The organism is uncultured Chitinophaga sp. (assembly GCF_937898475.1).
Taxonomy (GTDB): Bacteria; Bacteroidota; Bacteroidia; order Chitinophagales; family Chitinophagaceae; genus Chitinophaga.
Window position 1 is genome coordinate 266,546 of sequence record NZ_CALEJS010000016.1, and the last position, 26,876, is coordinate 293,421.

General features: G+C 48.6%; 22 protein-coding genes. 13 read left to right on the forward strand and 9 right to left on the reverse strand.

What is annotated here, in order from left to right:
* Nucleotides 1–58: 58 nt before the first annotated feature.
* Genes deoC through Q0577_RS10940 form a run of 3 tightly spaced genes read left to right on the forward strand, consistent with a single transcriptional unit; the run spans nt 59 to nt 2,366 of the window.
* Complete coding sequence (deoC, locus tag Q0577_RS10930; RefSeq protein WP_298735976.1) at nt 59–730, forward strand: deoxyribose-phosphate aldolase; 672 nt, start codon at nt 59–61, stop codon at nt 728–730.
* A gap of 30 nt (nt 731–760) precedes the next feature.
* A complete protein-coding gene (locus Q0577_RS10935) occupies nt 761–1,207 on the forward strand; it encodes an SPOR domain-containing protein (protein WP_298735978.1) in 447 nt (148 codons plus the stop codon).
* The gene (locus Q0577_RS10940) at nt 1,191–2,366 is read left to right on the forward strand and encodes a M20 family metallopeptidase (protein WP_298735979.1); all 1,176 of its coding nucleotides are present in this window, start codon (nt 1,191–1,193) and stop codon (nt 2,364–2,366) included. The genes Q0577_RS10935 and Q0577_RS10940 overlap by 17 nt, the downstream gene beginning before the upstream one ends.
* 54 nt (nt 2,367–2,420) lie before the next feature.
* On the opposite strand, the gene glyA is transcribed toward Q0577_RS10940, so the two are convergent.
* Nucleotides 2,421–3,698: a serine hydroxymethyltransferase gene (glyA, locus tag Q0577_RS10945; RefSeq protein ID WP_298735981.1), complete on the reverse strand. Its 1,278-nt coding sequence runs from the start codon at nt 3,696–3,698 to the stop codon at nt 2,421–2,423.
* A gap of 169 nt (nt 3,699–3,867) precedes the next feature.
* Between glyA and Q0577_RS10950 the strand changes: the two genes are divergently transcribed.
* Nucleotides 3,868–4,860 carry a sugar phosphate nucleotidyltransferase gene (locus tag Q0577_RS10950; protein WP_298735983.1) on the forward strand — a complete coding sequence of 331 codons (993 nt, stop codon included), beginning with the start codon at nt 3,868–3,870 and terminating at the stop codon, nt 4,858–4,860.
* Nucleotides 4,861–4,953: 93 nt separating this feature from the next.
* Nucleotides 4,954–5,892: a nitronate monooxygenase gene (locus Q0577_RS10955; protein WP_298735985.1), complete on the forward strand. Its 939-nt coding sequence runs from the start codon at nt 4,954–4,956 to the stop codon at nt 5,890–5,892.
* A gap of 83 nt (nt 5,893–5,975) precedes the next feature.
* On the opposite strand, the gene Q0577_RS10960 is transcribed toward Q0577_RS10955, so the two are convergent.
* The 5 genes from Q0577_RS10960 to Q0577_RS10980 form a co-directional block, all read right to left on the reverse strand.
* Entirely contained in the window at nt 5,976–7,289 is a 1,314-nt protein-coding gene (locus Q0577_RS10960) for an ABC transporter permease (RefSeq protein WP_298735987.1), read from the reverse strand.
* Complete coding sequence (locus Q0577_RS10965) at nt 7,282–8,199, reverse strand: ABC transporter ATP-binding protein (protein ID WP_298735990.1); 918 nt, start codon at nt 8,197–8,199, stop codon at nt 7,282–7,284. The genes Q0577_RS10960 and Q0577_RS10965 overlap by 8 nt, the downstream gene beginning before the upstream one ends.
* Nucleotides 8,200–8,239: 40 nt before the next feature.
* Nucleotides 8,240–9,121 (reverse strand): TraB/GumN family protein, encoded by an 882-nt coding sequence (locus Q0577_RS10970; protein ID WP_298735994.1) that lies wholly within the window; start codon nt 9,119–9,121, stop codon nt 8,240–8,242.
* 43 nt (nt 9,122–9,164) lie between these two features.
* On the reverse strand, nt 9,165–10,733 hold the full coding sequence (locus Q0577_RS10975) for an FAD-dependent oxidoreductase (RefSeq protein WP_298735997.1): 1,569 nt from the start codon (nt 10,731–10,733) through the stop codon (nt 9,165–9,167).
* A gap of 94 nt (nt 10,734–10,827) precedes the next feature.
* Nucleotides 10,828–11,214, reverse strand: coding sequence for a DUF3127 domain-containing protein (locus tag Q0577_RS10980; protein WP_298736000.1), 387 nt, complete (start codon nt 11,212–11,214; stop codon nt 10,828–10,830).
* Between the two features lie 549 nt (nt 11,215–11,763).
* Here Q0577_RS10980 and dnaA point away from each other — a divergent pair.
* The 8 genes from dnaA (at nt 11,764) to Q0577_RS11020 (ending at nt 24,492) form a co-directional block, all read left to right on the forward strand.
* A complete protein-coding gene (dnaA, locus tag Q0577_RS10985; RefSeq protein ID WP_298736003.1) occupies nt 11,764–13,197 on the forward strand; it encodes a chromosomal replication initiator protein DnaA in 1,434 nt (477 codons plus the stop codon).
* Between the two features lie 233 nt (nt 13,198–13,430).
* Complete coding sequence (locus Q0577_RS10990) at nt 13,431–13,982, forward strand: RNA polymerase sigma factor (RefSeq protein ID WP_298736006.1); 552 nt, start codon at nt 13,431–13,433, stop codon at nt 13,980–13,982.
* 147 nt (nt 13,983–14,129) lie between these two features.
* Nucleotides 14,130–15,092, forward strand: coding sequence for a FecR family protein (locus tag Q0577_RS10995; protein WP_298736009.1), 963 nt, complete (start codon nt 14,130–14,132; stop codon nt 15,090–15,092).
* A gap of 122 nt (nt 15,093–15,214) precedes the next feature.
* Nucleotides 15,215–18,586, forward strand: a complete 3,372-nt coding sequence (locus Q0577_RS11000) for a TonB-dependent receptor (protein WP_298736012.1) — start codon at nt 15,215–15,217, stop codon at nt 18,584–18,586.
* Between the two features lie 23 nt (nt 18,587–18,609).
* Nucleotides 18,610–20,109, forward strand: a complete 1,500-nt coding sequence (locus Q0577_RS11005) for a RagB/SusD family nutrient uptake outer membrane protein (protein WP_298736015.1) — start codon at nt 18,610–18,612, stop codon at nt 20,107–20,109.
* 103 nt (nt 20,110–20,212) lie between these two features.
* Nucleotides 20,213–22,054, forward strand: a complete 1,842-nt coding sequence (locus tag Q0577_RS11010) for an alkaline phosphatase (RefSeq protein WP_298736018.1) — start codon at nt 20,213–20,215, stop codon at nt 22,052–22,054.
* A 144-nt stretch (nt 22,055–22,198) separates the two neighbouring features.
* Nucleotides 22,199–23,215 (forward strand): AraC family transcriptional regulator, encoded by a 1,017-nt coding sequence (locus Q0577_RS11015; protein WP_298736021.1) that lies wholly within the window; start codon nt 22,199–22,201, stop codon nt 23,213–23,215.
* 323 nt (nt 23,216–23,538) lie between these two features.
* The gene (locus Q0577_RS11020; protein WP_298736024.1) at nt 23,539–24,492 is read left to right on the forward strand and encodes an AraC family transcriptional regulator; all 954 of its coding nucleotides are present in this window, start codon (nt 23,539–23,541) and stop codon (nt 24,490–24,492) included.
* Here Q0577_RS11020 and Q0577_RS11025 read toward each other — a convergent pair.
* The 3 genes from Q0577_RS11025 to Q0577_RS11035 form a co-directional block, all read right to left on the reverse strand.
* Nucleotides 24,449–25,372 carry a hypothetical protein gene (locus Q0577_RS11025; protein ID WP_298736026.1) on the reverse strand — a complete coding sequence of 308 codons (924 nt, stop codon included), beginning with the start codon at nt 25,370–25,372 and terminating at the stop codon, nt 24,449–24,451. The genes Q0577_RS11020 and Q0577_RS11025 overlap by 44 nt on opposite strands.
* A gap of 11 nt (nt 25,373–25,383) precedes the next feature.
* Nucleotides 25,384–25,872 carry a hypothetical protein gene (locus tag Q0577_RS11030; protein ID WP_298736028.1) on the reverse strand — a complete coding sequence of 163 codons (489 nt, stop codon included), beginning with the start codon at nt 25,870–25,872 and terminating at the stop codon, nt 25,384–25,386.
* Nucleotides 25,873–25,965: 93 nt separating this feature from the next.
* Complete coding sequence (locus tag Q0577_RS11035; RefSeq protein ID WP_298736031.1) at nt 25,966–26,802, reverse strand: hypothetical protein; 837 nt, start codon at nt 26,800–26,802, stop codon at nt 25,966–25,968.
* Between the last annotated feature and the right edge of the window lie 74 nt (nt 26,803–26,876).

Below are 26,876 nucleotides of genomic sequence, written 5' to 3' on the forward strand. Positions count from 1 at the left end.
GCGGGCCTTTACGGCCCGCTTTTTTTGTGGTACTTTCGCCGGGGAAAACCTTCATTACATGAAGTTGAACAAATATATAGACCACACTGTACTTAAGCCGGTTACCACCCTGGAAGACATTAAAACATTGTGCATGGAGGCGGTAGAATATGGCTTTGCAGCGGTGTGCGTGCCTCCGCCCTTTGTTAAAATGGCAAAAACCTTTGTTGGCAGCACTACTGTTAAAACAGCTACCGTAATAGGCTTCCCCTTCGGTTACTCCGCCGTGGAGGCCAAGGTGGCCGAAACAGTGCTGGCTATTATTGACGGTGCGGATGAGCTGGACATGGTGGCCAACCTGATCGCCGTCCGGAATAAGGACTGGGAATACCTGGAAAAAGAGATCACAACAATATTACCCATTATCCGTAATAAGCAGAAGGTGATCAAGGTGATCATTGAAAGTGGCATATTATTGGAAGAAGAAATCATCAGGTGCTGCGAAATATACGGCGGGCTGGGAGTGGACTTCGTAAAAACCTCTACCGGTTACGCCGAAAAAGGGGCCAGTATAGAGGCCGTGCAGCTGATGCGTAAACACCTGCCGCCCAATGTGCAGATAAAAGCTTCCGGCGGTATTCGTACCTTTGCCTTTGCCCGTGATCTGATCGAAGCAGGCGCCACCAAGCTGGGTTGCAGTGCCAGCGTAGCCATCGTAAAGGAAGGCGGGGCAGCAGGTCCAGGTTACTAAATGATTATTGTTAATTATCCATAGTTGATTATGAAAGTTCTTATTACAGCAGTTTTAGTATTGATTTGCGGTACAGCCGCTGCACAGGACAGCACCACCTTTGCGGCTGCCAGCGGCGGAAATGTGAAAGTGATCAAAGACAGCCGTATTGATATCCTGATCAAAAAACAGATCTACATTAATACCCTGGCTATCCGGAACCAGCCTGGTTTCAGGGTGCAGGTGATCACCACCAACAAACGTAATGATGCATATGAAGCTAAAGCGCGGGTGATGCAATCCTACCCGGAATACCGTTCTTATATCGATTTCCAGGCGCCTTATTTTAAAGTGCGGATCGGTGATTTTAAAACACGCGAAGAGGCTACAGAGTTGCGGGACAGGCTTTCCAACATGTTTACCGGCGGCGTATTTGTAGTACCTGCCATCATCAACGTATCTCCGGATAAAGAATTACAGAATGAAGAATCGTATTAAAGCCTTAGCCAGGGAATTTGCACCAGCATTCATTGATATCAGACACCACATTCATTCGCACCCTGAATTATCTTTCGAGGAATATGCCACTTCCGCATTCATCCGCCAGAAGCTGGATGAATTTGGCGTCAGCTACCGGGCCAATGTAGCCGGCACCGGGATCATAGCGCTCATCGAAGGGAACAATCCGTCGAAACGTACCATTGCCATCCGTGCAGACATAGACGCCTTACCTATTCACGAAGCTAACAATGTGCCCTATAAATCAAAGAACGAAGGGGTGATGCACGCCTGCGGGCATGATGTGCACACTACCTGTGTATTGGGCGCCACTAAAATACTGCAGCAGTTAAAGAACGAATTTGAAGGCACAATTAAAGTGCTTTTCCAGCCGGGAGAAGAGAAACATCCCGGGGGAGCCAGCCTGATGATAAAGGACGGCGCCCTCGAAAACCCAAAGCCTGACGCCATCCTGGGCCTCCATGTACAACCCTCCATGGAAACGGGCAAACTGGGTTTCCGTGCCGGGAAATATATGGCCAGCGCCGATGAAATATATATCACCATAAAAGGGAAAGGCGGACATGCCGCACAGCCGCATCTTACCACAGATACCATACTGGTGGCGTCTCACCTGGTGGTAAGCCTGCAGCAGATCATCAGCCGTAACAATGATCCCTTCTCCCCTTCCGTACTTTCCATCTGTGCTTTCAATGGCGGGTACACCACCAATGTGATACCTAACGAAGTAAAGCTGATGGGCACTTTCCGGGCTATGGACGAGACCTGGCGCTTCAAAGCGCATGAGCTGATAAAGAAGCAGGCCACCGAACTGGCGCATGCCATGGGCGCTGATATAGATATCGATATACTGGTAGGTTATCCTACCCTTTATAATAATGAAGTTATAACCGCACAGGCCCGCTCACTGGCAGCAACCTATCTGGGTACGGAACAGGTGGAGGATACAGAGGTACGTATGGGCGCAGAAGATTTTGCGTACTACTCACAGGTAATTCCTGCCTGCTTTTTCCGCTTAGGTACGGGCAATAAAGCCAGGGGTATCACTTCCGGCGTACATACACCCACTTTTGACATCGATGAAAATGCGATTGAGATTGGAATGGGGGCGATGGCCTATTTAGCTATTAGCCTTTAGTTTAGCAGTTAGCTTTTAGCCAGGAGCTAAAGGCTAACTGCTAAAGGCTGTATCTTATAACTCGGGGTATAGCGGGAATTGTCCCATGAACCCGTTCACTTCTTTCCTTATTTTAGTGATCTGCGCCTCGTTATCCGCATCCATCAGCAACCCGTCTATCCATTCAACAATCTGCAGCATGTGTTCTTCTTTCAGGCCACGGGTAGTGATGGCAGGTACGCCCACCCTGATACCGGAAGTAACAAAGGCAGATTTATCATCAAAAGGCACCATATTCTTGTTCACCGTAATATCTGCTTTCACCAGTACCTGTTCTGCTTTCTTACCGGAGATATTTTTGTTGCGGAGGTCTATCAGCAACAGGTGGTTATCAGTACCGCCGGAGATAATCTGGTACCCTTTCTCTGTAAATGCCTTGGCCATAGACTGGGCATTCTTCAGTATCTGCCGGGCATAAACATCATACTCGTCTGTCAGCACTTCGAAGAAGGATACCGCTTTAGCTGCGATCACGTGTTCCAGCGGACCGCCCTGGATGCCGGGGAAAACGGCAGTATCCAGCAGGGAGCTCATCATACGGATCTCGCCTTTGGGCGTTTTGAGGCCAAAGGGATTTTCGAAGTCCTTGCTTAACAGGATGAGGCCTCCACGGGGACCGCGCAGTGTTTTATGTGTAGTAGTAGTTACAAAATGGCAATGTTCAAAAGGAGAATTCAGCAGGCCTTTGGCAATCAGGCCGGCGGGGTGTGCAATATCAGCCATTACAAAAGCGCCTACCTGGTCTGCAATGGTACGGATGCGTTTGTAATCCCAGTCACGGCTGTAAGCACTGGCGCCGCAGATGATCAGCTTCGGCTTCTCTTTCAGCGCTATTTCTTCCATCTTATCATATTCTACCAGGCCGGTCTCTTTATTAACGCCATAAAACAGCGGCTGGTAAAGCTTGCCTGAATAGTTTACAGAAGAGCCGTGTGTAAGGTGGCCGCCCATGCTCAGGTCCAGGCCCAGTATTTTATCGCCCGGCTGCAAAATAGCCATCATTACTGCAGCATTGGCCTGGGCGCCGGAGTGTGGTTGCACATTGGCATATTCAACACCGAAGATCTGTTTGGCCCTGTCAATAGCCAGCTGTTCACTCTGGTCAACTATTTCACAACCACCATAATATCTCCGCCCGGGATATCCCTCCGCATACTTGTTGGTTAGTACGGTACCCATTGCCTGCATTACCTGCAGACTGGTAAAGTTCTCGGAAGCTATCAGTTCAATGCCATGACGCTGACGTTCCAGTTCCTGGCGGATGATATCAAATATCTGGTGATCTTTTTGCATGGAGCTTAAAAATTTGCTGCAAAAATAGGTTAAAGGCCTATGAAATGCAATTTTAGTGTAGGAGAGCGTTTTTAAAAAAAATACTATCTTCACGCCCTCAGGGCCATATTCCGGCCGGATTTACAAGAGCAGGAACATACCGAGCGATTATCTAAACCTAATATTACGAATGAAGGCCATAATACCAGTAGCAGGTGCTGGCACCAAGCTACGTCCACATACATATACACAACCCAAGGCACTGATCCCTTTAGCCGGAAGGACCATTCTAAGCATCATCATAGACCAGCTGGTAGAAGCAGGTATTAAGGAGTTTGTATTTGTTGTGGGTTACCTGGGCGAAAAGATACAGGACTATGTAGAGCAGAAATACCCGGATCTTACCTGTCATTTTGTGCAGCAGAACAGCCGTGAAGGTACCGGGCACGCTATATTACTTACCCGTGATATTGTTAAGAATGATGAGATACTGATCGTATTGGGCGATACCATCGCCGAAGGGGATTTCAGAGAGCTTATTGAATCTCCGGTATCTATGCTGGGACTGAAGAAGGTGGATGATCCCCGTAACTTCGGTGTGGCAGAGCTGGATGAGGAGGGGCACATTACCCGTGTGGTAGAGAAGCCGCAGATCCCCAAATCAAACCTGGCGCTGGTAGGCCTCTACAAGATCAAGGAAACAGCGCAGTTATATGATTGCCTGCAAAGCAATATTGATCAGAAGATAAAATCGCACGATGAGTACCAGCTGACAGACGCGCTGGAGTGCATGATACAGCACAAGGTACAGTTCAAACCATTTAAGGTGAGCAACTGGTTTGACTGCGGACGGAAAGAAACCCTGCTGGAAACAAACGCCATCCTGCTTAAAAAATATAAACTGGCCAGTAACCCGGTACTGCCTTTTGAAGGTACCATCATCATCCCGCCGGTAAGTATTGGCGAAGGCTGTAATATTAAAAACTCCATTATTGGTCCCTACGTAGCGATCGGCGATAATAGCGTTATCAGCTATTCGATCGTAAAAGACTCCATCATCGGCTCTTATACCAATTTGTACGAAGTGGTACTGAAATCTTCACTGATAGGCAGCGATGCCAATATACGTGGATTGAGCCAGAGCCTCAATATAGGCGACAACACAGAGATAGATCTGGGATAAGCTGTTTAGCTTTTAGCAGTTAGCCATTAGCTGTTGTTAGCTGAAATACGTTATTTTTATCTTTAGCTAATTGCCAAAAGCTAACAGCTATTTATGAACCGTATTACTGAACTCTTCCAGATTAAATATCCCGTTGTGCAGGCGGGCATGATATGGGCCAGCGGCTGGCGTTTAGCCAGTGCGGTTAGCAATGCCGGCGGCCTTGGCCTGATTGGCTCGGGCAGTATGTACCCGGATGTGTTACAGGAACATATCCGCAAATGCAAACAGGCTACTGATCAATCCTTCGGGGTCAATATTCCCTTATTATATCCCGATATAGACCAGCTGATACGCATTGTCCTGGATGAAGGAGTGAAGATCGTATTCACCAGCGCCGGCAATCCCAGAACATGGACCCCCCTGCTGAAAGAAGCTGGCGTTACCGTAGTACATGTGGTATCCAGTTCTGCTTTTGCACAGAAAAGTGAAGCAGCCGGCGTAGACGCTGTGGTGGCAGAAGGTTTTGAGGCAGGAGGGCATAACGGGCGTGAGGAAACGACCACCATGGTACTGATACCGGCAGTATGCGAAAAAGTGCGGATCCCCGTCATAGCCGCAGGCGGTATTGGCTCAGGAAGGGCCATGGCGGCGGCTTTTGCATTGGGCGCCTCCGGTGTTCAGGTAGGCAGCCGTTTTGTAGCCACTCCTGAAGCCTCCTCTCACGATCATTTCAAGCAGGCGGTAGTAGCAGCAAAGGAAGGAGATACCATTCTATCCCTTAAAAAAGTAACCCCTGTACGCCTGATCAGGAACCAGTTCTACGAAAGCGTAAAAGCAGCAGAAGACCGAGGGGCCACGCTGGAAGAACTGAAAGCGCTACTGGGAAAAGGACGCGCCAAAAAAGGAATGTTTGAAGGCAGGCTGGAGGAAGGTGAACTGGAAATAGGGCAGGTAAGCGCACTCATACATGATATAAAGCCAGCGGCAACAGTACTGGAAGAGATATGGCAGGAATTCAGGGAAACGTGTAGCCGTTTGGGAAGCCTATAAGCAGGCAGCTGTTAGCTATTAACCGTTAGCCGCGGCCCGGAAAGAACCGGACTTGCTAACTGCTGATAGCTAACAGCCAATAGCTATCCCTTCTTTACCACCCACTTCATGGCCTCTTTCCATGTTGTTTTCTTACCATACATCAGTATCCCGGTGCGGTATATCTTACCGGCCACCCAGGTGGTTATCAGAAAACCGGCTATCAGCAGTAGCATAGAAAGCCCCAGCTCCCAGTATTCCACGGTGCCGGGTATACCGTAAGGCAGGCGGGCCATCATTACCATGGGCGACGTAAAAGGAATAATACTGCCCCAGACTGCCAATGGACTGGTAGGGTTCTGTACGGCGCTGATCATGATCATAATACCAATGATAATAGGCAATGTTACCGGGAAGGTAAGTGATTGTGCATCATGGGGATCTTCATTTACCAGGCTTCCGATAGCTGCAAACAACGCAGAATAGAACAAATACCCGCCCAGGAAATAAAAGACAAAGCAGCTGATGATCAGCCACCAGTTGATGCTGCCTACTACGTAGTTCATTTTCTCGATCGCTTCTGCCATGGCCGCATTACCGCCGTTCTGGGCGATTGCTGCCCCCTGGCTTGCAGCCTGCATGCTGTCTGCCGAGACAAAAAGCGGTATCAGCATCTGTAAACTAATGATCAGCACCCCCCAAATCAGGAATTGCAGCAAACCAACACCGGCTATGCCCACAATCTTGCCCATCATTAACTGGAAGGGCTTTACACTGGATATGATGACTTCCGCAATACGATTCATTTTCTCTTCCATCACGCCCCGCATAACAGACATACCGAACACCATCAGGATAATATAGATAATAAATCCGCTGGCGTATCCTACGGCGTAGGCAACGGCAGAACTGCCCTTACGGTCATCCTCGCCACTGCGGAAATCTACCTTTATATCGCTGCGCACTTCCTCCAGCTTATCCTTATCTATACCCGCCAGCTCCATCCGTTTTTTCTCTATCACATCATTCACCTGCCTGTTCAGGTTACTTTCCAGCATGATGCTTGCCTGACCCTTACTGTAGTATTCAATGCCGGAAGGACGGTTAACATCAATATCAGGAATATATAGCACACCGGAATAGCCATACTCGCTGTACTTTCGCTTGAACGTATCTATGCTTACCTCGGCGAGGGGTTTAAAATAAAGGCCGCGCGAGTCTGAAAGCTGCCCCGTGAAAAGTTTGCTTTCGTCGATCACCGCAATACGCTTGTGATCTTCTCCCTTCACAGCAATAATAATGGGAATAATGGTGACGCCCGCAATGAAAATGGGGATCAGCAGCGTTAACACCAGGAAACTTTTCTTCCGGACCCTGGTCAGGAACTCCCTTTTGATGATCAGCCATATCTTATTCATAGAGCGCAGTTTTCTGAACCTGAGTAATAAATATTTCGTTGATGGTGGGCAGCACTTCCTCAAAGTGGGTTATAGGTATATCATGGCGGATGAAGTGCTGAAGAATATCGTTGGTAGAGCTGTCTTCACTAAGCTTTACGGTATAGCCCCGTTCATCCTGTTGTACAATGGAAAAATGATGGGTAGCCACCTGTGCAAAGTTGGGTATTACGCCCAGCCCTATACGGAAGAGGTCTTGTTTAAAAGCCTGTTTGATCTCCCGCACTTCACCATCCAGCAACTTGGTACCTTTGTTCACCAGCATAATACGGTCGCATATTTCCTCAACCTGCTCCATACGGTGTGTGCTGAATATGATGGTGGTGCCATTGCGGCTCAGGTCAAAGATCTCCTGTTTGATCAGATTGGCGTTCAGGGGGTCCAGGCCGGAGAAGGGTTCGTCCAGTATCAGCAGGGCGGGGTCATGCAGGATGGTGGCAATGAACTGCACTTTTTGCTGCATGCCTTTACTCAGCTCTTCCACCTTCTTATTCCACCAGTTGTTCATATCAAGCTTGGCGAACCAGTGCTTTACTTTCTCGCGGGCCTCCTTTTCACTCAAGCCTTTCAGCTGCGCAAGGTAAAGCGCCTGTTCGCCAACCTTCATCTTCTTGTACAGGCCCTTTTCTTCGGGCATATAGCCGATCTGGTGAATATCATGTTCCGGGTTGAAGGGACGGCCGTTAAAGGTAATGTCTCCTTCATCTGGATAAAAGATGCCGGTAATCATGCGCAGCAGGGTGGTTTTCCCTGCGCCGTTGGGGCCCAGCAAACCAAAGATGCTGCCCTTCGGGATCACAAAGCTGATATCATCTACTGCTTTGTGCGTAGCATAGTACTTTTTCAGGTGATTAACCTCCAGTAGATTCATGGCAATAAATGTAAATAATATATGTTAAATGTGAAATACGCTAATGCAGTACCGGCGTTACGGTGTATCCGTTTGCTCTCAGCAGCCTGATAAGACCTTTATCACCTGCCAGGTGACCGGCTCCTACGGCAAAGAAAGTGCTGTGTGCTTTCATCATGGCAGGCATTCTTTTCACCCAGTTGGCATTTCTTGTTTCGAGAAGCCAGTAAAGGGCTTCTTTGCTCATACCTTTTTCTTCCGTTACACTTTTATATACCTGCTCCAATTCTTCTGTACGGTAATATTGCACCATTTGGACGGTTTCGGTTCTCATTGTTTTCAGATCCAGCGCTGTCAACTGCGTCAGGATGCTGTCGTCCGGAAAGGCCTTATAAAAATAACCCATTTGTTCTTCCAGGGTTTCCAGGCTATTGACGGTAATATTTTTTGCGACTGCCATCTCTTTAAACTCCGCCTCATATACTTTCAGGCTATCGCAGGTATAGGAAAGTCTGCCGAGCAGGCTGGTGAGCGCCACCAGTTTATAGTTGTCAAACAGATGCAGCGATATACCTGTCTGCTGCTGCAACAGCGAATCCATCAGCGCATAACGCTGAGGGGTAAGCCTGGCAGTGAGTGGGGTATCTGCTACCAATGCCTTTTCCATCTGCGCAGCTATTGACGGATCAAACATATCAATTTCAAGCACGAGCTGCGAAGTCTGGTCAAACGCATTCCTGATCTTGTCAGCCATGCGAAAGTCGTTCCCGCAGATCATGTGTATGGTGCCATAGAGATAAGAGGGAGCAGGAAGTCCATTGCCACTTATTTTCCAGAGCAGCGAGCGCTCCAGCGGGGCGGTTTGTGCAGAAATATTGTCCGGGGATAAACCCGCACAGATAATCAGCGCCAGTACTATTTTCTTAACTAAGCGATGCATCATGGGCTTTTTCTTCATTATATCAGTATAAGGATCAACTGCTTTGTTACAGGGCAGGTTTGAAAAACCGTATAGCCGCATCTGCCACCCGCTCACCGTCCATTGCGGCAGAAACGATGCCGCCTGCATAACCTGCGCCTTCACCGCAGGGATATAATCCTTTCACCTGCGGATGCATCAGCGTATCCGGGTCACGGGGAATGCGCACAGGAGAAGACGTGCGGGATTCTGTTGCTACAAGGATAGCTTCATCTGTATAATATCCTTTCATCTTGCGGCCAAAGGCCTTGAAGGCCTCCGCCAACCTGTCAGACACGGCAGCCGGTAATACCTGCCGCAGATCTGTGCTGTGTACACCGGGTACATAGGAGCAGCCGGGTAATGTGGCAGACACTTTTCCCTTCACGAAATCTGTCATCCGCTGCGCCGGCGCAACAAACTTACCGCCCCCTGCCTGGTAGGCCTGCCGTTCTACCATTTGCTGGTAGTACATGGCGGCCAGCGGACCTTTGTCTGCAAATGGCGCAAAGTCTGTTTCATCTACTGTAACCACCATACCCGAATTAGCGTAGGGGTTATTACGTTTGGAAGGCGACCATCCGTTCACTACCAGCTCTCCCGGATTGGTAGCAGCGGGTGCAATAATGCCACCCGGGCACATACAAAATGAGAATACTCCCCTGCCTGCTACCTGTTCTACCAGGCTGTAGCTGGCGGGCGGCAGAAAATCTCCTCTCAGCGCACAGTGGTATTGTGCGCTGTCTATCAGGCTTTGCGGGTGTTCCACCCGTACGCCCAATGCAAACGCCTTCGCTTCTATTGTTATTTGTTGCTGATGCAACATTTCGAAGATGTCCCTGGCTGAGTGGCCGGTGGCCAGTATTACCTGTTGTGCCTTATAATTATTACCGGCAGCTGTCTGCACGCCTGTAACCCTGCCGTCATCAATCAACAGGCTGTTTACCTTTTCATTAAAATGCACTTCCCCTCCCGAGGCAATGATCTGTTCCCTCATAGCGGTGATAATATGCGGCAGTTTATTAGTACCTATGTGCGGGTGGGCTTCATATAATATTCTTTCTGCAGCGCCGAAGTGTACAAAGATGCCAAGTATGCGATTCACATCTCCGCGTTTGGTAGACCGCGTATATAACTTACCATCTGAGTAGGTGCCTGCGCCGCCTTCGCCAAAACAATAGTTGGACTCGGGGTTCACTTCTCCCTGTTTGTTCAGCGCTGCCAGGTCGCGGCGGCGTGTACGAACGTCCCGCCCGCGCTCCAGCACTATGGGTTTTATACCGGATGTTATCAGGCGCAGTGCCGCAAACAGTCCTGCCGGACCCGCGCCGATGATCAGCACCTGTGGAGCGCTCGCAGGCAATATGTCATATTTGGGAATAATACGTTCCCGTTCATGAAAAGGTTCATTCACAAACACCTTGAGTGTCAATATAAAATATACCTGACGGGAACGTGCGTCGATAGAGCGTTTAAGAATATGGAAGCCTGTAATGTCCTTAATACGTACGCCTAATGCCGTAGCCGCCTGCCGGGTAATGGCAGTATCTGAAGCCGCTTCCTGCGGTGGGAGTTTAAGAGAGAGCTGTTGTATCATGCAGGTTAGGTATTTATCCTAAAACACTGCAAAGATAAAGGTCACCACGCATTTCCAGCATGGTGACCTCCATAACTTTATTGGACCTTCCTAATCAGAAGGGCAGATCGTCTGTGGTATCCTGGGAAGCAGGCACTTCCTGGGATGTGTTGTAGTTAGGCATGCGGTCTGCACCGGGAGCAGCACCAGCCACTACAGACTCCATACGCCATGCGTCGAGGTTGGTGATATAATTCACTTTACCCTCTTTTTCCCAGCGGGTTCCTTTTATATTAAAGTATACTTTTACGGTTTCGCCCTCATTAAAACGGTCTACTATGCTGGTGCGGTCTTGTACGCACTGGAACTTTATATAGTTATTTATAATACGGCCGTTGATATCATCAGACTTCTCTATCACGAACTCCCTTGTTTTGAAGGTTTCGCTGCGTTGCACCGTATTATACTTCACGATTAACTTTCCTATGATTTCAAAACTCATAAAAATAATTTTTTAACTATTCAGATGCGCCAAAGATAGGCTTTTGAAAGGATTGTCGTAAAATAAATTTTTCACAGGATGTGCACGTGCCGCGCTTGCATATAATAAATTTGCACGGTATTTGATACATGAAGTGCAATTTTTTTTAATGCAGATACTAACATAGTTTTGCACGCTCGTTTAACGTTGTTAACGACGAATCAACAATCAGGAAAAGACCATATTATTTTATCGTTCTAGTATACATATCTATGGTAAAAGGGTTAATCAAAATTAGAAGCAACTGTATATCAGATCAGTGTATTTTACCTTTATTACGTTAGTGTAAAACCCAACAGTGATAACACTTAGAACGAGGTAAACAGGGGCAAAAAACAGGGAGACAAAAACTGTAATGAGAGGGAGATAAACAAGGGGAGATAAATTTTTTTTTTCAACATTTTCTACAGATATTCGTCGTCCTGTCTGAAAGTTTTTCAACATCCACCGTTGGGAAATTTTGAATTCGAGAACATCCTTAATTAAAAACAAATAATTTTTTATTGCTCAATGAATAAAACTTGCGAACAAGTTTGGGAAAGGTGTCTTAATATAATTAGGGATATTGTGGAATGGCAGCCATTTAAGACCTGGTTTGAACCAATTAAGCCCATCAAACTTGAAAACAATGTTTTAACCATACAGGTGCCGAGCCAGTTTTTTTATGAGTATCTGGAAGAACACTATGTAGGATTGTTAGGAAAAACTATCAAACGGGAATTAGGGAAAGAAGCAAGACTGGAGTACAGGATCGTAGTAGAGAACGGCACACCGCATCAACACCCCAAAACGGTGAATATGCCTACCCAGTTCACAAAGCCCCAGAAAGACAGTGAGGTGGATTTTCCGTTGACTATACAGAACCCGGTAAAGAATCCCTTTGTTATCCCAGGGATCAAACGTGTACAGATTGATTCACAACTCAATCCAAACTATACTTTTGATTCTTTTATAGAAGGAGATTGTAACCGCGTAGCCCGCAGGGCCGGTAAAACTGTTTCGGAAAAACCCGGTGGAACTTCTTTTAACCCCCTGGTAGTTTATGGTGGAGTTGGCCTTGGAAAAACACATCTTGCACAGGCAATCGGCAATGAGGTTAAACGTGTACATCCCAACAAAGCTGTACTGTACGTTAGCGCAGAAAAATTCATCAACCAGTTCATCGATCACTCCAAGAACAGTATCATCAACGACTTTATTCACTTTTACCAGTTAATAGATGTACTGATCGTAGATGATATCCAGTTCTTTGCCCGCGCAGAAAAAACGCAGGACGCATTCTTTGCCATCTTTAACCATCTTCATCAATCCGGCAAACAGCTGATCCTTACTTCAGACAAACCGCCGAAAGACCTGGATGGTTTGCAGGAAAGACTGCTGAGCCGTTTCCGCTGGGGACTGAGCGCAGACATGCAGCTGCCTGATTTTGAGACACGCATGGAGATACTGGAGATGAAGATGCGTAACGATGGATTGGAGATGCCAAAAGAAGTGATCAAGTATGTAGCTTACAACATTCAAAGCAACGTACGTGAACTCGAAGGCGCACTGATCTCCCTGCTCGCACAATCTTCCCTGAACCGGAAAGAAATTGACCTTGAGCTGGCTAAGCGCGTGTTAAAGTCTTTTGTTAAAACATCTTCCAAAGAGATTACAATTGAAAGCATACAGAAAATGGTATGCGAGTATTTTGATGTCCCTTACGATAAGCTGCTGCAGAAAACACGTAAGCGCGAAATTGTACAGGCACGACAGATTACCATGTACTTAGCAAAATCTTTTACAAAAAACTCTTTAAAAACCATCGGCGAACATTTTGGCGGACGCGATCATACTACCGTGATCCACTCCTGCCAAACCGTCAAAGACCTGATGGATACAGATATTACTTTTCGCGACAGCGTGATCGAATTACAACAGAAAGTACAGCTGGCCGCTATGTAAGGCTGGTATCACTTCATCAACAGTTTGCTTCCCTCTGAAGAAAATAACCCTGTGAACCTTATTAATGAAAATGTCCTGGTCTATTACCAGGACATTTTTTTTATTAGTTTAGTGGCCAGGAAGATATTACCACAGGAAACAACAGACTGGCTATCGGTTTAACAATTTGATAAATTCCACTATTAGCAATTCATTCGGGACAACCAATAACTTTGAGGCGGGTAATAGCCAATATGCAATACCACAGTACAATATGGGACAAGGTAAGGCAGGGAAACGAAGCAGCGTTCCGCCAGCTGTTTGAAGAACAGTGGGAAACCCTCTTCACCTATGCCTGTAAAATACTAAAGGACCAGGAACAGGCACAGGATATCACGCAGGCATTGTTTATGCACCTTTGGGAAAAGCACGCCGCACTTCCACCTGTAGCGGCCGTAACTCCTTACCTTCGTCATGCACTACGCAATCGCCTGCTGAACGCCATCCGTGATCAACATGTATATGAACGCCATGTTGATATTTTCCGGCAAGCCGCACTGGAAAGCGATAATTCCCTGATGGATGGCTTACACCTGAAGGAAACCGAACAGCAACTACTCCGGTCTATCAACACACTGCCGGATAAAATGAAGAATGTATTCTACCTGCACCGTATTGAAAACCTGTCTGTAGCCGAAATAGCCGCACGCACCGGGTCTTCTGAACAAACCATCCGAAATCAACTGAATACTGCTTTACAGCGCCTGAGAACCAAATGGAATTCCATTAGCTGGTTACTCTTCTGAGGTTGATGGGTTATATTCCGGTATAGTAGGCCCGGCTTTGGATCGGGACCCAATAAATAACACGTAATATTACCAAATTGTTAAGCAAATTTTAAAATAGTTATTTCCTTCCGCTGCGGTGTCTATTATATAAACGAGAACTGCATAGTGGACAGATCTACCCTGTTACATTTAATTGAAAAATTCCGCCGGGGCCAATGCACCGCGGCAGAAGAACAGCTGCTGCACAGATGGCTGGACCTCCTGGAACAGGATGCCGGCAGCTATTTCCCCCTCTCCGCCGAAGAAAAACGGCGTATCCGCAGTAACATGCTAAAGCATATCTTTCCGCTCAGCGAACCAGCGCCCCGCCGCGTGTTCTTCCGTACCTGGATGAAGGTGGCAGCCGTGCTGCTGCCACTGGTAGCCGCAGGCGCCTATTACCTGTGGCAGCCTGCCGGTAACCGGCACAACGGCTGGCTTACCCAACAGAATCAAACCGCACAGGTGCAGCAGTTCAAACTGCCCGACAGCTCACTCGTTATACTGGGCGCACATACCACCATTCGTTTCCCGGCAAAATATACCGGGCCTGAAAGGATCGTAAAACTACTAGGGGGAAAAGCCTTCTTCAACGTGCGCAGCCTCCCGCAACAGCCTTTCATAGTGGAAAGCAATGGTATCCGCACTACCGTTTTGGGCACTTCCTTCTCAGTAGCATCCTATAAAGAGCTATATGCCTGCCGGGTAACCGTAATGACAGGCAGGGTGAAAGTTCATACCGGTAGTAATAATTATAGTGTGCTCAATCCTGCGGAACGTATCACCATCCCCGGCGGAAAAACACCCGTTCTGCGGGACACCATCTCCCTGGCAGACAATATGGCCTGGACCAGGGGAGAGATCGTGCTGCGCAATGCCAGCCTGCAGGAATTGATACAGATGTTACGTGAACAGTATGCAGTGAACACCAGCACCAGCCTGGATATCAGCGAAGGAAGCTATACCCTTCGCCTCCCGGCCAATATGCCCTTACGCGGGGTGCTGGACGTAATTGAAAAAATCAGTTATAAACCAAAAATCCACTTTACTATGGAGAACAACCAGCTATCCATTCATCAACGCCAATAGTTTGACAGTATAAGCTATTAGCCGCAGTCATCACACATCATTAATCATTATCTGAAGCTCTTAGCGGTAAAAACAATTGCTAAATGCTAAAGACAATGTCATGTCCTTTAACAATTATCAATATGCGAAAAATCATTACACCTTTCCACCGCGTTGCTTTTATCGCATCGCTGGCCCTTATGCTGGCAAGCTCGGTAGCTATGGCCTTATCCAGCACGGCACAATCGCTCAGGAAAGTAGTGCGCCAGCTACAGGTGCCCGCTGGCAGCCTTTCCAATGCGCTGCACAAATTGGAGACTACCGCCAACATCCGCCTGGCTTACGATGAAGCGGCCCTTAAAAAGATCGCTGTTCCCGCCACCACTTATAAATCAAGCCAGGTGGCAGACATTCTAAGGGGATTGCTGAACAACACACCCCTCACCTATGAAGAGCGTTACAACACCATCCTGATCTATGACAGGAATGAAACACAATTGCGCACCTCCGGCGTACAACAGGTTGTTGAAAAAGTAACCGTCACTGGTACGGTAACAGATAAGAACGGCCCTCTTATCGGCGCTACCGTAGTGGTGAAAGGAACAACCAACGGCACCGCCACAGATGCAGGCGGGCATTTCACCCTCACTATTAATACCGAGAACAACCCGGTGCTGCAATTCAGCATGGTGGGCCTGAAGACCGTTGAAATACCCGTGGGCAGCCAACGCAGCTTCAATGTAATGCTCGAAGAGAACGCCCTGAACCTGGATCAGCTGGTAGTAGTAGGTTATGGTACACAGCGAAAGGCTACACTTTCCGGTGCTATTGCAGACGTACAGCTGGACAAGCTTAGCTCACGTTCTTTAAATGATGTGGCGGAAGCCCTGCAGGGCAAAGCCCCTGGTGTGATCGTACAGAACCAGGGCGGCGATCCCACCTCCCTGCCAAAGGTATACATCCGCGGCCTGGGCGGCGTGAACGGCGAAGGCCCCTTATATGTAGTAGACGGTTCTATTTATACCGGCGGCCCTATCAATCCCAATGACATCGCTTCCATGAACGTGCTGAAAGACGCTGCTGCTGCCATCTACGGCGCAAGGGCTTCCGGCGGTGTGGTGATCATTACCACCAAGAAGGGTAAAGAAGGCACTGCCCAGGTAACCGTGGATGCCAAGATCGGTTTCCAGCGTGCTGCAAAGAAGCTGCAGACACTCAACGCCAAGGAATTTGCAGACGTAATGAACACCGCTGCTGATGCCGCAGGTATCTCACGCCTCGATGCTTTTGACGCTGCCAAATATCCGGACGGGCAGATCACCCGCACCAACTGGCTCGACGAAATATTCAGGAGCGGGAAGATCCAGGACTATAACATCAACGTAAACGGTGGCTCTGCCAAATCACATTACTACATGGGCTTCGGATTCCGTAAAGGTGAAGGCATCCTGCTGAACACCTACAGCGAGCGTTACTCCTTCCGCATGAACTCCGATGCGCAGATAAAACCCTGGCTGAAGATAGGCGAAAACCTTTCCTATACTTACACCAACGGTAATGGCACCAATACCACCAGCCCCTATACCGGCGTTATCTTCACCGCACTGGGATACCCGCGCCACATTACGCCCTATCAGCCCGACGGTTCTTTCAGCGGCATGCCCGCACAATATGCCGGCGCCTACGGCGATCTGGGTAACCCCCTGGCTATACTCCTTCGTTCGGATTACAAGAACCCGGTGAACAACATCAACATCAACCCCTACGCAGAAGTACAGCTGACAAAGGACCTGCTGTTCCGTTCCAACTTTGCCGCCACCAAATCCTTCACCAATACAAAGAACTTTGCTTCGAGAGTTCCGGAAATCGGGAAGATCAGCAATACCAACCAGCTGGAGCGCAACATTAATGACTTTACAGAGATCCTCTCCGAGCAGACACTTACCTATGATAAGCAATTCAAAAGCCATCACCTGAACATACTGGCGGGCTATACCTACCAGCAGCATGATGGCAACGGTTTATATGTTTATGCAGGCGGCTTTAACGATGAGCGTGCTGAATACCGTTATTTTAACAATGCTACACTATTCTACAAACCGGAAGACTATAAAGACAAATGGGCGATAGAGTCTTATCTTGGCCGTATTAACTACGACTACAAAAACAAGTACCTGTTAACCGCACTTGCCCGTAGAGATGGCGCTTCCAGGGTTGCGCCGCAGAACCGCTACGAGACCTACTACTCTATATCGGGCGGATGGGTGCTTTCAGAAGAACATTTCCTGAAACAATTCAACTGGCTCAGCTTCCTGAAACTGCGCGCCAGCTATGGCCTGCTGGGTAACCTGGGCAGCCTTCCCAGCAATGCTATCAACATCCCGATGCAGGCCACACAGATCTACATTGGCCAGGATCCTGTGCAGGTAGGCGGTTATGCAGAAAACGCGCTGTCCAACCCTAACCTGAGATGGGCTAATTCAAGGCAGGTGAACATCGGCACAGACATCGGGTTATTCAACAACAGCCTGTCTTTTGTTGCAGACTACTTTATCAAAAACACCGAAAGAATGCTGCTGACTGTTACGCCACCCAGCACCGCGGGCGTTAGCAACGATACCTGGAAGAATGCCGGTAAGGCAAGAGACAGGGGTATTGAACTGGGACTGAACTACAGCGGCAGCAGCGGAAAAGCTTTCCAGTACAGCGTAGGCGCTACATTAACAAAAGTGACCAACAAACTGCTGGAACTGGACGAAGGCAGGAACGTATTACCTAACGGCGTGAATGTGCGCAGCACCCTTACACCTATACGCACAGAGGTAGGCCAGCCGCTTTACTCCTACTATGTAGTAAGGACCAACGGCATCTTTCAGACCCAGGAAGAGATCAATAACTACAAAGGCAAAGACGGTAACCTGATACAACCCAACGCCAAACCCGGCGATCTCCGTTTTGTAGATAAGAACGGCGATGGCATTATCAGCAACGACGACCGCGAGTTTGCAGGCAGCGCTTATCCTGATTTTACCTACGGTATTACCTTTAATGCCAGCTATAAAGGATTTGACTTTAACCTGTTTGCGCAGGGCGTACAAGGCAACAAGCTGTTCAACGCGCTGAAATATACCAATATGAATGCCAGCGTAGGTACCAACTTCAATATGCTGCATGATATACTGGATGCCTGGTCACCTGAAAATACAGGCAGCAATATCCCCCGGATATCCGCCCAGGACGCCAACGGTAACTACGGTACCACTTCTGACTGGTATATTGAGAATGGGTCTTACCTGCGAATCAAAAACGTTACGCTGGGTTATACCCTGCCTGCAACACTTACCAAACGCGCCGGGCTGAACACCCTTCGCATCTACCTTACTGCCAACAACCTTTACACTATCACGGGGTATAAAGGCTTTGATCCGGAAGTGGGTATGGACGAATTTGGTATAGACAAAGGCCGCTATCCGCAGGCCAGAAGCTTTCTATTTGGGTTGAATGTTAATTTCTGATGGCTGATAAACTACCGCAACACATGAAAACGATCATAAGAAATACCATACTTGCAGCAACCAGCGCCGCTATGCTCAGCGCCTGCAATAAAAAGCTGGACATTGTACCGGAAGGATCACCTACTACAGGAAACTTCTGGGTAACAGAAAAAGACGCGATTGCCGGCGCCAACACGATGTACGATCAGTTTGATGATGAAAACTTCTATGGCCGCGGCTACTGGTGGTTCATCAATGCCTCTGACGACCAGATCACAGGCCGTGTAAAAGCCGAAGGCGATAACATCAAGGACTTTAACCGCAACTTTATCGGCGGCTCTTACACCGAGTCACAATGGAAACTGCGTTACATCGTCATCAAACGCGCCAATGACGTGATACTGCATGTTCCCTCCATTGACATGGATGCCTCACTGAAGAGCCGCATCATGGGCGAAGCTTACTTCCTGAGTGGTCTCATGTACTTCCAGTTAGGCTACACCTACGGCGGCGTACCTATTGTAGACCGGGATAACCTGCTGAATGACAAGCCCATTCCCCGTGCAGACAACGTTAACATCGTTTATCAGTATGTGGAAGAAGAGCTGAAACAGGCCGCTGCCCTGCTGCCCTACTTTGATCAGCTGGCGCCCGCAGATTATGGACGTCCGCATAAAACAGCCGCCTGGGCATTTCTCAGTAAAATGTTCCTGTACAAGAAAGACTATGCCAGTGCTGAGAAGTATGCCGACTCTGTTATCCTGAGCGGTAAGCATCAGCTGCTGGATAATTTCAGCGATGTATTCACCATTGCCAACAACTGGTCTAAAGAATACATCTGGAGCGCCTTATCCACTTCAAAAGGCCCTTCCGGATGGGGCAGTATCCTGCCTGGTGTGATGCTTGAAAATAAAGGATGGGGCAAGTACAACGGCTGGGGATATTTTATGCCTACCAAAGAGCTCTACGACGCCTTTGAAGCAGGTGACCTGAGAAGGGAAGCCACCATCCTGAAACCTGGCGACCACTTCACATTCTTTGGAGAAGACATGACATACAGCTCGCTGAACAGCCTCTCCGGCTACCAGTACCGCAAATACATGGAGCCTTTCTCTTATCCTGGCGCCGTTCATCTCAGCCCTAACGGTGACCACCCTACTACAGACCTTTCTGTACCTTTATTACGTTATGCAGAAGTGATCCTGATCAAAGCAGAAGCCAAGCTGATGCAGGGCAAAAATGCTGATGCAGAGATCAATATGATCCGCCATCGTGCCGGACTTGCCAATGTTACAAACGCCAATATGGACGAACTGAAAAAGCAACGCCGTTGCGAACTGGCAGGAGAATGGGCAGACCGCCATTCCGACCTGGTACGCTGGGGAGACGCCAAGGACACCTATGCCAAACCGCTGCATGGCGCCGATGGCAGGGAAGTATGGCCTGCCCGTACTTTCAATCCGGCGGTGCACAACGTGTGGCCTGTACCACAAAGCGAGATCGATAACAGCGGCGGTGTTATAAAACAGAACACCGGCTGGTAATATTATTATGAATTAATGCCACGGATTACGAATGATGACGGCAGAATATTATATTCGCTCCGCTATCATTCGTAATCCGTAATTTAAACTGAAGCCATACGCAATGAGAACTTATATCTGGAGCGCTTTACTAGTCATATCTTTCCTCCCTTCCGTTTTTGCACAATCTGGCCACTATACCACCGCCAATGCACATTCGCATAATGATTACGAACACGACATTCCTTTTTTAACCGCTTACTACCAGCACTTTGGCTCCATTGAAGCCGACGTATTTGCCCGGAACGGCCAGCTTTATGTAGCCCATAAAGAGGAAGAGATAGACACTACCCGCACCCTGGCGGCCTTATACCTGCAGCCCCTGCGTGAGATGATCCGTAAGGCCGGCGGTAAAGCCTATAATAACGGCCAACCACTGCAGTTGCTCATAGACTTCAAAACAGATAGTCTGTTAACCATGCAAACCTTATTGCAGCAACTGCAGCAATACCCGGATATCACCGGCAATACACACATCCAGCTGGTGATCAGCGGCAGCCAGCCAATACCAGCGCAGTGGGACAACTACCCGGCCTATATCCTGTTTGATGGTAAAGGCTCCCTGACTTATTCTGCCGCACAGCTGGAACGCCTGCCGCTCTTCAGCTACAACCTGCAGAACTATGCCAGGTGGAATGGCAAAGGCTCCATGAAAGCGGCAGAACAACAACGTGTACAGGCCCTGATAGATCATGCTCATCAGCTGGGTAAAAAGATCCGCTTCTGGGGCACACCAGATAATGTGAACACCTGGATCACCCTGGCAAAAATGGGCGTAGACTATATCGGAACAGATCATATAGAAGCATTGTCTGATTTCCTGAAACGCCGCCGGGCATCAGAATACCAGGCAGCAGGCAACACACATCCCGTTTACCGTGCACGCTATGTAAACAACGACCGCCTTTCAAAAGTGAAGAATGTCATATTGCTGATCGGCGACGGAATGGGCCTTACCCAGATCTATGGCGGGTACACCGCCAACAAAGGACAGCTCAACCTGTTCCAGATGATCAATATCGGTTTATCAAAGACCAGCTCCGCAGATAATTATATCACTGACTCTGCCGCTGGTGGTACCGCTATGGCCACTGGCCATAAAACCAACAACCGTTCCATCGGCGTGGATGCCACCGGCGTAAAACAACCGGCCATCCCCGATCTCATACAACGCTATGGAATGGAAAGTGCGCTGATCAGCGCGGGAGACGTTACAGACGCCACACCGGCTGCCTTCTATGGTCATCAGCCAGACAGGTCACTGGAAGAAGATATTGCCAGGGACTTTCTCAACAGCCCTGTAAGCATTTTGATAGGCGGTGGCCTGCAGCATTTTGAGCGCAGAAAAGATGGCCTTTCTTTAACCACCCTGCTGCAACAGAAAGGATACACCATCGGCCGGGATCTTTCGGGGCTGGAAAATATGCGCACCCGTAAATGGGTACTGCTGGACAGTGTAGCCGAGGCGCCTGTTCTGAAAGGCAGAGGCGACTTCCTGACACGCGCGCTGAAAAAGACCATCAACACCCTGCAGGATAACCGCAACGGCTTTTTCATTATGGCGGAAGGCGCCCAGATAGATGTTGGCGGCCATTTCAATAACCTGCCCTACAACGCAACAGAAATGGTGGATTTTGACAAGGCTATTGGCGCTGCAATGGAATTTGCCGACAGCAACGGGGAAACACTGGTGATCGTTACGGCAGATCATGAAACGGGCGGACTAAGCCTGCTGGACGGCAATATTCAGAAAGGTTACGTGAACGGACATTTCAGTACCGATGATCATACCGCCGTAACCGTACCTGTATTTGCCTATGGTCCGCACTCGCTTGATTTCAGGGGCGTCTATGAGAATACGGCCATCTTTGAAAAGATCATGAAGATCCTGTCTGAAAGAAAATAGTGATCGCTAAAACAGATAAAAAAAAGCAGGTGACCGCAGCAGCATCGCAGCTGTAACGGCTATATTGCAATCAGGAACTGACTATAAGAAGGGAGAACAACTTGCCAGGGGTTGTCGCAATTCATTACCCTTCAACCGATACTAATGATGCAGTATCATGTTTCCGGCAAAATGCTGGAAGGAGTCACTATACGCCCTGATATCCCCAAACAGTACCAACATTTTCAACTTCCCTTTGCTACAACGGTAGAATCTGTCAGTGGCGTGTTCGGTGCTATGCTGAACCAGGTAGTGGCTGGCGACGATTGGTCTATACAACTGGTCCAGTTCTTTATCGCAAAGCAGGTACGCCTGTACCCGGTAGCACAGCAGCCTTTGGGCGTGTTGCACTGCATGTTGAAGGGACAGGTGCCCTGCATGCTGAAGGGAATGGGAGATATCGTGCTGCGTGAAAGGGAACTGCATTTCTTTTATGTACCTGCAGGCAGCCGTAACCTGGCGCTGCTATCCAAAGGTTATTATGAATCTTTCCAGATCGGCTTCTCCTCCGCGTATCTGTCGCGCTTTGCACAGAATGGTTCTCCTTTGAAGGAGGTATATCATAAACTGGCGCACCAACTGCCCCTTGGCGCCGCCGCGGGTAGTTGTGCACTCAGCCTGCAAGCCATTGAACAGGTGGAAAAGATCAGGCAATGCCAGTTAAAAGGTACGCGCAGACACCTGTATCACCAGGCCCGTATCAACGATTTGATGCTGATGTACATTTCCGCCCTCGAAGACCGCCATCATCAAAAGCTGCCTGTCATGAGCAAACATGAAACTGAAATGCATCAGCTATCTGCCTACATCAAAGACAACCTGGAAAAGCCTTTGATGATCGCACAGCTGGCAGACAAAATGGGGCTGCAGTTACAGGCAATGGAGAAGGAATTTAAAAAGGTACACAAGCAAACCGTTAAATCCTTCGTACAGGAACAGCGTATGAAAAGAGCGCGCCTGCTGCTGGCTGACGGTAAAATGCAGGTAACAGATGTAGCTTATACAGTAGGCTATGCGGATGCCGCTTACTTCAGCAATGCGTTCAAAAAGCAATTCGGCATGACACCCTCCACTTATCAGAAGATCATACAGGAAGAAAAATTACAAGACAACGTTTCGTAATACTACAAGTTTGTTAGGTTCGTTTTACAGATCTTTGTTAAGGTGAAAGGAACTAAACTCAAAATAACTGACATTAAAGAAGGCACGGCTTCCTGGCCTGCAAATCAACTTAATTTTTCACCCCTGGATCTGTTCCCTTTCCACCTGTACTTTCATTGAAAATCTAATGTTTGCGGCCTATGCGAAAAACAAACCGTCCCTCTCTCCGGCGAACCTGGTGATCCGCCTGGTACCGGCCTCATTCCGGGAAGCTGCTCATAGCTGTCCTCCGGATAAGTTTACATAAAACAATAAGGTTAAAACATCAGTGACATTTTCTGCATATGGAAATTCCTCTCAAAGGTACTCCAACGGAGATACCGCTGCAGCTGGCGCCCCATGTTGCCAATTGGGCAACGGCCACTTACCGCCAATGTGACTTTGGTGACCTGTTGTCCCAAACACTTCTATACAAATCCTATTGTATCTACATCTACCGTTTTCTGGCAGAACGGCCGGCATGCCTGCCGCTGTACTGCACAGAAGGCGCCGTGGTACTGCAGCTTGTTACCCAGGGACCCATAAAAAGCGTGATAGAAGGAATAGGAGATACATTGCTGCAAACAGGGGAATATAATTTCTTCTATCTGCCTGCCGGTACCCATGCCCTATGCCTCAGCACCGGCGAATATGAATCCATTTACATAGTGCTGGGCGCAACCTTGCTGGAAGAGCTGGCGGAAAGCAGGGAAGAGATGAAGGAGCTGCTGGATCACCTGCAACACTCCCATGAAGCAGGCGCGGGGCTTACTCCCCGTTTAATGGATTACAGGATGCAGGAGCTCCTCAAAGGCATGCGCAACTGCAGGGAAACCGGCGGCAACCTGTTGGTAGAGTTCAGTACCAGCATCAGGAACCTGCTGAACCTGTACCGTAAATCGCTGAACGATGTGGAATACAGTTTACAGTTGCGCGCTGCCGGCTACATGACCGCCATGTTGAGCATACGCGAAGAAGTGATACGAAATCCCAGCATACAGCAACACACGCTCACCTACTTCTCGCGGAAGCACAATATGAGCCAGTCTACCTTAAAACGGTACTTCAAGGCTGTGTTCAATAAAACGCTGCATGAATTTGTGCGGGAAGAATGTATGAAAAAAGCTTCCTGGATGCGGAACAATATTGCGGCAAGTCTGGAGGACATTGCAGATGAAGTAGGCTATGCCGATAAATCCGGCTTCCTGAAATCCTTTAAACAGTTTCATAACAGGATGTCGCAGCAAAAGCCCTGCTGAACCCTTTCCTCCATTGAACAAACCTGTGCCAGGCCGCTGTTACATAAGGCCAGCCGAAAGCTGCTGTACTAAAGATGATCATCGCAGCGCCAAATAATTCAAGGCCCATGCAGATGGCTATGCCCAGGTGTAACAGTACAACGGCAAGATATCCGTACAGGCGTAAGGGGCGGAACCACATATAGACAGGGTAACCGATCTCTACCAGCAACGTACTCCAGCATATCAGCCTTGCCAACCATGGATATTCCGACAACCAGCTCATATCAAACCGGCTGAACTGCGTGTGCATCAGCGTTTGCCAGATAGCTTCGCCATTCCACCACTGGATGCCCATGGATTTTTCAATACCGGAGGCCAGGTAAACAATACAAAGGTGAAGCTGCAGCACACGAATGGAAAGCGTGTTCCATGCACTGTCAGCTGCACCGCGCTTCACAGGCATTACAATGCAGTAACACAGACCGATATGCATAAAAGTCTCTACACCGTAAGCCGCCATGAAGCCGGTATTCATGAGCATGAAATGCAGGGCCCAGGCTACCAGCGCCATCACGCGGATACATTTTCCCGCCAGCAGGCCTGTTAAAGCAGCGAGGTAGACAAACAACAGGATGAACACCCATTTATCTGTTGACAGATGTGTAGCTGTTGCCAGTGACTTCAACCAGGACAGCTGCGGCATGTGAGCGCCTACAATGCCTTCGCTGATCGGCCATTGCACCAATCCCTGCTCACCGTATAACAGTATTGCATCACCTGCCAGCCATATTCCCTGTGAAAGGCCCAGCAACGTAATCGCTATCCTGAAAAACACAAGTGGCCGGGACGATGAAGGCGCCAGGAAAAAAGCCTGCCATGTATGGGTAAACGTATTCATAACTTTTATTTTTATCGCTTGTAATAATCTTTCACCAGGAAGGGCGACCACTCGGGACGTGCGCCCCCACGGTATTCCTGCATGCCGGGTACATGCCTGGCTACTGCCGTTACCCTTACAACGTGATGGCCGGGATACCGGCGCAGCATATACGAAGCGCAGCTCTGGGCAAGTAATGGGCAGGCTTCCTCAATACTGAAAAAATTGTAGATGGTCTGAATGCGGCGGTTGCATTCGGTATTGTTGCCTTCCAGTCTGACAACCCGTTGCGAGCTGTCGCTCGCGGCCAGTGTATAGATCACGGCTATTTCATTTCCAACAGCCGGTGCAAAGAAGCTGAAAATGTTACCGGCACCGGTGTAGTCGCCATAGGTGGCAAGTCCTTTTATCAGCGGCTGTTGATGCCCGGTCCATTCTTCCAGGTGTGCTGCGTGGAGAGCTGCTATCAGCAGGTGGGCAACCGCAATGCCCGTCCAGCACCAATGCTTCCATGTGATCATAAAAAAGGAGTTATAAACAGCATGCGCAACTTCCTTCCGCAGTACATTGCCCATGCTGTTGTTGTAGTTGTTAGCATGAAAAGCTGTGATTGTTTAAAAAGCCTGTGCGGCGCCCAGCATTGCACCACCGGGTACTTCTATCACATCCATAGGAATAAAGCGTTTGTCCAGCGTCACAAAATTTGCACGGATCGCTCTCAGTATTTCCGGGTCAAAACAGCCGATCATGTTGGGAAACTTCCTCCTGAGAATACTTTCCCAGGTAGGTTCTCCTGTCCCTGCAGCTCTTACCGCTGACGGGGCGGCCTGTGTAATATCGCCTATGCCGTAAAAACCGCGGGTGGCGTAAGGGAATGTAGTGCCAGCCGGTAAGGCAATACGGAACTTGCTGAGATCCAGTTTGCCCACCACCTTATTGTCAATGACGTCGGGCTGCATGGCTGCAGCGGCGCCAAGAAAAGATTTGGTGGCGATGATGTGCTGTTTGCCAACAGCTACCGTGGTTACATCAAAGAATGTTTTGCTGTCTGCTTTCTTCATCAGTCCCGCCGCCCTCGTGGCGATGTCAATGTAAGGGATCATGTCCGGACAGGTTTTGATCCAGATCTTTTTCCAGGGTGTTTTGGTGTATCCGATCTTTTGTAATGCGGGCGAAGGGCTGCCGGCGTATTGCGCTTCATCAGAAAGGCTGCCGTAAACGCTTTTGGTGATATATGGGTTCGCCGCTAATCCGTCAAATTTAAGCAGGTAGGTGTCAGGACTGAGGCCCTTCAGAATGGCATCCAGTTCATCATCCGCAGCAGCGTTGGCGGCCACAGGAGAAGGAGCAGGTGTATTGGTCCGGTCAAAGGGCTGGGTCTGGTCTTTCTGACAAGACAACATCAACATGGCCGCGATGCCAGCTGTACCGAAAAAGATAAATTTCCTCATTTTCTTGGGGTTATTGAAGTTATTAAATCAGTTTCATGCTGCGCAACGCCGTAAAATTGATGCAAAAACCACTT